Origin of the sequence: Symbiopectobacterium sp. (genome assembly GCF_051710365.1) — a bacterium.
Taxonomy (GTDB): domain Bacteria; phylum Pseudomonadota; class Gammaproteobacteria; order Enterobacterales; family Enterobacteriaceae; genus Symbiopectobacterium.
Genome location: NZ_JBPETA010000177.1, coordinates 1 through 6,247 on the forward strand (window position 1 = coordinate 1; position 6,247 = coordinate 6,247).

Consider the following 6,247-nt stretch of genomic DNA (forward strand, 5'->3'; position numbering starts at 1 on the left):
TGAGTTCAGTATTGGTGACAGACCACCACAAGTATCCAACCTCAATTCTATTCACAAGACCATCGTTGATGTTCTCGGCGAGCGATACCGTCGAATTTATTCTTAAAGTAGGTGCGGAATGACGGATTGAAGAATGGCGATCGGCTGCACTTGAAACAAGCGGCAGAATTGTTGGGCGTATCCGAAATGACCGTGCGCCGCGACCTGAACGCCACGTCAGCCAGCGTGATTCTCTTGGGTGGCTACGTAGTTAACGATCCGCAGGGCAGCGCCATGGGCCACTACTTTGTGTCCGATCAGCAGAACCAGCAGGTACCGGAGAAACGTGTGGCTGGCCGACTGGCGGCGCAACTGATTGAGGCGGGTGATACCGTTTTTTTTGACTGCGGCACCACCCTGCCCTTTGTTATCGATGCCATCGATAAAGATCTACCTTTTACCGCTGTCTGCTACTCCCTGAACACCTTTCTGGCGCTGCAAGCCAAACCCGCAGCCAAAGTCATTTTGTGCGGTGGGGAATTCCACCCCGATAATGCGATTTTCACGCCTCTGACGCGGCAGAGTGAACTGGACCCGATCTGTACCAACAAAGCCTTCATCTCGGCGGCAGGGGTCGATCTCAAGCGGGGAGCGACCTGTTTTAATTTTGCCGAACTGGATATCAAACACCGGGCGATGGCGCTATCGCAGCGCACTATTCTGGTGGCCGACAGCAGCAAGTTTGGCCGGATACAGCCTGCCGCTATCGGTGCATTGACGCAGTTCGATACGCTGGTGACCGACTGCGCCCCGCAGGGCACCTATCAGAATTTCACGCTCGACAACGGCATCATGCTGATCTATCCCTGCTGTTAAAACCAGCCGCCAAACCATTTGGTCAGGGTTAGCCATATTGCATCCCACAGTCGCCCGAACAGACCGGCTTCAGGCACCTCATCCAGTACCACCAGCGGTCGTTGGGCAATCACTTTGCCATCCAACTGGAAATCCACGGTACCGACCGCCTGATTTTTTACCAACGGTGCCTGTAAATGTGGCGACGTCAGGGTAAAACTGGCTTTCAGGTTGCGCATTTGCCCTTTAGGCACCGTCAGTGCGACATCGTCAGCAACCCCTAACCGTGCTTCACTCTGTGCGCCGTACCAGACACGCTGTGTGGTAAACGTGGTATTAGCCTGAACTGGCGTGACCGTTTCGAAGAAGCGGAAACCCCAGGTCAGCAGCTTTTCGCTATCGCGAAAACGAATGGCATCCGTCGGTGCGCCCAGTACCACAGAAATTAACCGCATGTTGCCTTCCGTCGCGGATGCCACCAGATTGTGTCCGGCACCGCTGGTATGCCCGGTTTTGATGCCGTCAACATTCAGGTTGCTGCTCCACAACAAACGGTTGCGGTTGGGCTGCTTAATGTTATTGAAGGTGAATTCTTTTTCTTTATGCAGGGCATACTCTTCCGGCACATCGCGAATCAACGCCTGCCCCAGCAGCGCCATATCACGCGCCGTGCTGTACTGCCCGGCAGCATCCAGCCCGTGTACGGTGAGGAAGTGGGTATTGGTGAGGTTGAGTGATTTGACATAGTTGTTCATCAGGCTGACAAACGCATCCTGACTGCCCGCCACATAGTCGGCCAACGCAATGCTGGCATCATTGCCCGATTGGATAACGATGCCTTTATTCAGTTCCAAAACCGGAATTTTATCGCCGGGTTTCAGAAACATCAGCGACGATCCTCGCAGCGCCGGATTACCCGTTGCCCAGGCATCTTTACCGACGGTAACCAGATCGTCCGGTTTAATTTTTTCCGTTTTTATCGCCTGACCGATAACGTAGCTTGCCATCATTTTCGTCAGGCTGGCGGGGTCCAGTCGCTCATCCGCTCGCTGTTCCGCAAGAACCACATCGCTGTGGTAATCCATGAGAATAAAGGCTTTAGCTTCGATCTGCGGCGCGGCAGGTGCCTGTTCGGCGTATACGTGTGGGGTTAGCGCCAGCCACAGCAGCGTTGCGCTGCATAGCATCAAGCGGGAGCACGCGGCCTTGGAAAATCTAGCCTGGGGGAAATGGGCCGTGGTGTACATGCGTCCTCCATGTCGTAAGTCGTGCAGTTAATCTGGTCAGATTTCGATATTCTTTGCAACGAATGGCAATAAGCTGTAAACGTTACCGTCCGCCGCCCGACAATGAAACGCCCTACTCTGTAAAGATACTCAAAGAAATGCAATCGTCTAGAAAATACGCTGATTTATAAATACGTTATGAGAGTTTTCTCATGGAAGGAAGGGAAAACCGGCAAGCGGCACGGACCGCTCGCCGGTAATAGACCGTTAGCGACGATCGCGTTTATCCGCGCGCTTGGCAAACCAGTCACCCAGCATCTGCACCACTTGCACCAGAATAACCAGCGCCACCACGGTCACCACCATCACCTGCATTTCATAGCGGTAATAACCACAGCGGATCGCTAAATCACCGACGCCACCACCGCCCACAATACCCGCCATCGCGGAGTAGCCAATCAGGCTAACCAGCGTGATGGTCAGACCGCGCAGCAAACCCGCCTTGGCTTCCGGCAGCAGTACGGTCGCAATAATGCGCATCGGGCTTGCGCCGAACGCCTCGGCCGCTTCGACAATGCCGGGGTCGACTTCGCGCAGGGTGCTGTCCACCAGACGCGCATAAAACGCCATCGCAGCTACCGACATCGGCACCGATGCCGCCACCGGGCCGATGGTGTTACCCAGCAGAATCTGGGTAAGCGGCAACAGCAGCACCAGCAGGATGACAAACGGGATAGAGCGGATAATGTTGACCAAAATCGTGCTGCATAAATACACCGCACGGTTTTGCCAAAACAGGTTTCTGTCGGTGACAAAGATCAACAGACCCAAAGGCAGGCCTCCGACAATGGCGCACAGCGTCGCGATGCTGACCATCTGAAAGGTTTCGCCAAACGCAACGGTCAGGTCAAAAGCCAAAAATCACCCATGTAATACCTCCACGCGCGCCGTGCGGGTCTGAACATAATGGATAGCGGCAGCCAGTTGCTCGCTGTCCGTCGGGTGGGTCAGTAACACCACCAGAATACCTAACGCACGGTTGCCGATATATTCAATCTTGCCGTGCAAAATGTTGACCGAAACGCCATAACGCACTGCCACATCGGATAACACCGGCTAAAACATTATCCCGGCCAAAGGCCGGGATAATAACACGCTATCGTGCTTATACCGACTTACTGTCCGGCACGCGCCTTCATCCATTCTGGCTTCTGGAATTCACTGAACACGCTGCCCGGTGCGTTGATCGCAGCAGCATACTCCTCGGATTCCACTGCGGCTTTGATATCTTTGGCGAACGGTTTATCAATATCGTCCGCGCGCACGGCAATCACGTTTTTCAGGTTTTCGTCCAACGTTTCCAGCTTGAGCGCGGTGGACAGTTTCAGCCCGGCAGCAAACGCAAAGTTACCGTTAACCAGCGATGCGGTGACGCTATCCAGCGTGCGCGGCAGTTGGGCTGCTTCCAGCGGTTTGAATACCAGACCGCGTGGGTTATCAACAATATCTTTTTCTGATGCTTTAGTGGCATCAAGTTCCGGTTTGATGGTGATTAACCCGAGCGATTGCAAAAAACGCAGCCCTCGTGCCAGATTGGTCGCATCGTTGGACAACGTAATCACATCGCCTTTTTTCAACTCGTCCAGCGAGTGGATTTTTTTGGAGTAGAATCCCATGCTCGCTGTCGGCACGATGATCAACTTCTCCAGCTTCAAGCCTTTGTCAGCAGCAAACTTTTCCAGATAGAGCGAGTGCTGGAACAGGTTGGCATCAATGCTGCCGTTTGCCAGCGCCAGATTGGGCTGCACGTAGTCACTAAACTCACGTACCACCACTTTGTAGCCCTTTTTCTCGAGCTGCGGTTTGATGGTCAGATTTACCATGTCGCCATAAGGACCGGGTGCCACACCAAACGTTAACGTCTGCGGATCGGTGCTGGCCAATGCCGTGGAAGTGCCCGCCACAAACGGCAGTGCGGAAAGAAGCGCCGCGCCCAGCAAAGCGCGAAAACGATGGGTCAAAGTCATTGTGTTTTCCTTGTTTTATATTGTGTACTGCATTATGAAAAATCCGCTTTGGGATGATAAAGATTAAATTGGCATATCTTTATGTCGGCGACACGTTAGCACAGGCAAGCCGGGATCAAAACAGCATGCTATTCAGGATGATAATTCCCTTTTCTTATCCCCAGCGCCGTTGAAAACCCGGTATAGTGGTTGGTGCTGTTGCTGCCGGGGCGTCAACGCGCTTCCTTCCATTCGTCATCAGAGGTTTATCATGCTTACTTTATGGGGTCGAGAGAATTCGAGTAATGTCAAAAAGTCCGCTGGCTCGCCGCAGAACTGGGGTTGAGTTATCAGCACATTCCAGCTGGCGGTCAGTTTGGCCGTAATCGCGAGGCGGATTATCTGGCGATGAACCCCAACGGGCTAATCCCCTGCCTGCAAGACGACGATCTGGTGTTGTGGAAATCCAATACGATTGTTCGTTATCTGGCCGCCAAATACGGTCAGCAGAGCCTGTATCTGGCCGATCACGGTCAGCGCGCCAATGCAGAAAAGTGGATGGACTGGGCAATATCGTTGGCCGTGCCGTTTGGCACCGTATTTATTGGCCTGGTGCGCACTGCGCCTGAACAGCGTGATGTTGCCCTGATTGCCAAACAGAAAGCAGAGTGCGAACGCCTGCTGGCTATAGCTGACGATGCGCTCTCGCGTCAACCTTGGCTGTCCGGGCCGGCATTCGGTATTGGCGATATTCCTCTGGGATGTATCGCGTATGGCTGGTTTAACATGGACATCGAACGCCCAACATTGCCACATCTGGAACGCTGGTATCAGTAGTTGACCGCGCGCCCCGCTTTCCGCGACACGGTCATGTTGCCGTTAACCTGATGCGACTTATCCGGCGTCATTCTCTAACGGAGTGCGCCGGTCATTTCAGCCCGACACGCAGCAATTTGCCATTGCTGTCATCGGTGAGCAGGTACAGGTAGCCATCCGGTCCCACCCTGACTTCGCGAATTCGTTCATTGCAATCCGCCAGCAAGCGCTCCTCAGACAGGATTCGATCACCCTCCAGCGTTAGGCGTATCAGGTTGCGCTCTGCCAACGCGCCGATAAACACCGAATTTTTCCACTGCGGGAAGCGCTCGCCCTGATAAAATGCCATACCGCTAATCCCTGGCGACTTTTCCCACACGTGCGCCGGATCGGCCATGCCTGGCACACGGACTCCCTTCGCTTCCGGAATTTTCAGCCCAGAGTAGTTGATACCGTGCGTCGCCAATGGCCAACCGTAGTTTTTCCCGGCGGCGGGAAAGTTGATTTCATCACCACCGCGCGGACCATGCTCGTGCTCCCACAGGGTTCCGGTAACCGGGTTAAAGGCCAGCCCCTGCAGATTACGATGACCGTACGACCATATTTCCGGTCGCGCCCCGGCCTTGTTCACAAAGGGATTATCGACAGGGACTTTGCCTTGTGCCGTCAGTCGCACGATCTTCCCTTGCAGCTTATCCAGTTCCTGCGCGGTGGGTCGTTGGTTATTTTCACCGAACGAGATAAACAGCATGCCGTTTTTATCGAAAGCCAACTTACCGCCAAAGTGATTGCCGCTGGAGAGTTTGGGCTGTTGGCGGAAGAATACGGTGAACTGCTCCAAATGGCGATAATCCTCAGATAAACGCCCATAGCCCACGGCTGTGCCCGCGTTACCGTCATCGCCCACTTCGGCAAAACTCAGGTAAATACGACGGCTTTGTGCAAAATCCTGGGCTAATGCGACTTCCAGCAAGCCTCCCTGTGATTTGGCAAATACCGCTGGTACGCCTTCAATCGGTGCGGAAAGCCCCTTCCCCTCCTGCCAGTACCGCAATTGCCCGGCACGTTCAGTGATCAGCATGCCGTTATTTCCCGGCAAGAAGGCCAGTGACCAGGGGTGGTCCAGTTTATCTTGCAACTCGGTCACCGTAGGCTGTGCCGCCAGCAACGGCGTGGCCACGGTAAGTGCAAGCAGCAGCAAACCGCGAGCAGGGGCAGTAACGATGCGGGTCAATGAAAACCCGTCATTCCGCACCTACTTTAAGAATAAATTCGACGGTATCGCTCGCCGAGAACATCAACGATGGTCTTGTGAATAGAATTGAGGTTGGATACTTGTGGTGGTCTGTCACCAATACTGAACTC

The 6,247-nt window shown here is 54.0% G+C and carries 5 protein-coding genes and 2 pseudogenes; 2 read left to right on the top strand and 5 right to left on the bottom strand.

What is annotated here, in order from left to right:
* The first annotated feature begins 126 nt into the window (after window positions 1-126).
* The gene (gene deoR / locus ACTBDZ_RS13945; RefSeq protein WP_438815763.1) at window positions 127-855 is read left to right on the top strand and encodes a DNA-binding transcriptional repressor DeoR; all 729 of its coding nucleotides are present in this window, start codon (window positions 127-129) and stop codon (window positions 853-855) included.
* Here deoR and ACTBDZ_RS13950 read toward each other — a convergent pair.
* The 4 genes and pseudogenes from ACTBDZ_RS13950 to ACTBDZ_RS13965 form a co-directional block, all read right to left on the bottom strand.
* Window positions 852-2,021, bottom strand: a complete 1,170-nt coding sequence (locus ACTBDZ_RS13950) for a serine hydrolase (RefSeq protein ID WP_438815765.1) — start codon at window positions 2,019-2,021, stop codon at window positions 852-854. The two genes, deoR and ACTBDZ_RS13950, sit on opposite strands and share 4 nt — an antisense overlap.
* A 306-nt stretch (window positions 2,022-2,327) precedes the next feature.
* On the bottom strand, window positions 2,328-2,936 hold the full coding sequence (locus tag ACTBDZ_RS13955; protein WP_438815766.1) for a methionine ABC transporter permease: 609 nt from the start codon (window positions 2,934-2,936) through the stop codon (window positions 2,328-2,330).
* Between the two features lie 45 nt (window positions 2,937-2,981).
* A pseudogene (locus tag ACTBDZ_RS13960) lies at window positions 2,982-3,176 on the bottom strand (NIL domain-containing protein); the annotation flags it as partial.
* Between the two features lie 59 nt (window positions 3,177-3,235).
* The gene (locus tag ACTBDZ_RS13965; protein ID WP_438815764.1) at window positions 3,236-4,087 is read right to left on the bottom strand and encodes a MetQ/NlpA family ABC transporter substrate-binding protein; all 852 of its coding nucleotides are present in this window, start codon (window positions 4,085-4,087) and stop codon (window positions 3,236-3,238) included.
* 250 nt (window positions 4,088-4,337) lie between these two features.
* Here ACTBDZ_RS13965 and ACTBDZ_RS13970 point away from each other — a divergent pair.
* Window positions 4,338-4,903: pseudogene (locus ACTBDZ_RS13970) on the top strand (glutathione S-transferase family protein).
* Window positions 4,904-4,994: 91 nt separating this feature from the next.
* Here ACTBDZ_RS13970 and ACTBDZ_RS13975 read toward each other — a convergent pair.
* Window positions 4,995-6,107: a PQQ-dependent sugar dehydrogenase gene (locus tag ACTBDZ_RS13975; RefSeq protein ID WP_438815767.1), complete on the bottom strand. Its 1,113-nt coding sequence runs from the start codon at window positions 6,105-6,107 to the stop codon at window positions 4,995-4,997.
* Window positions 6,108-6,247: the final 140 nt, after the last annotated feature.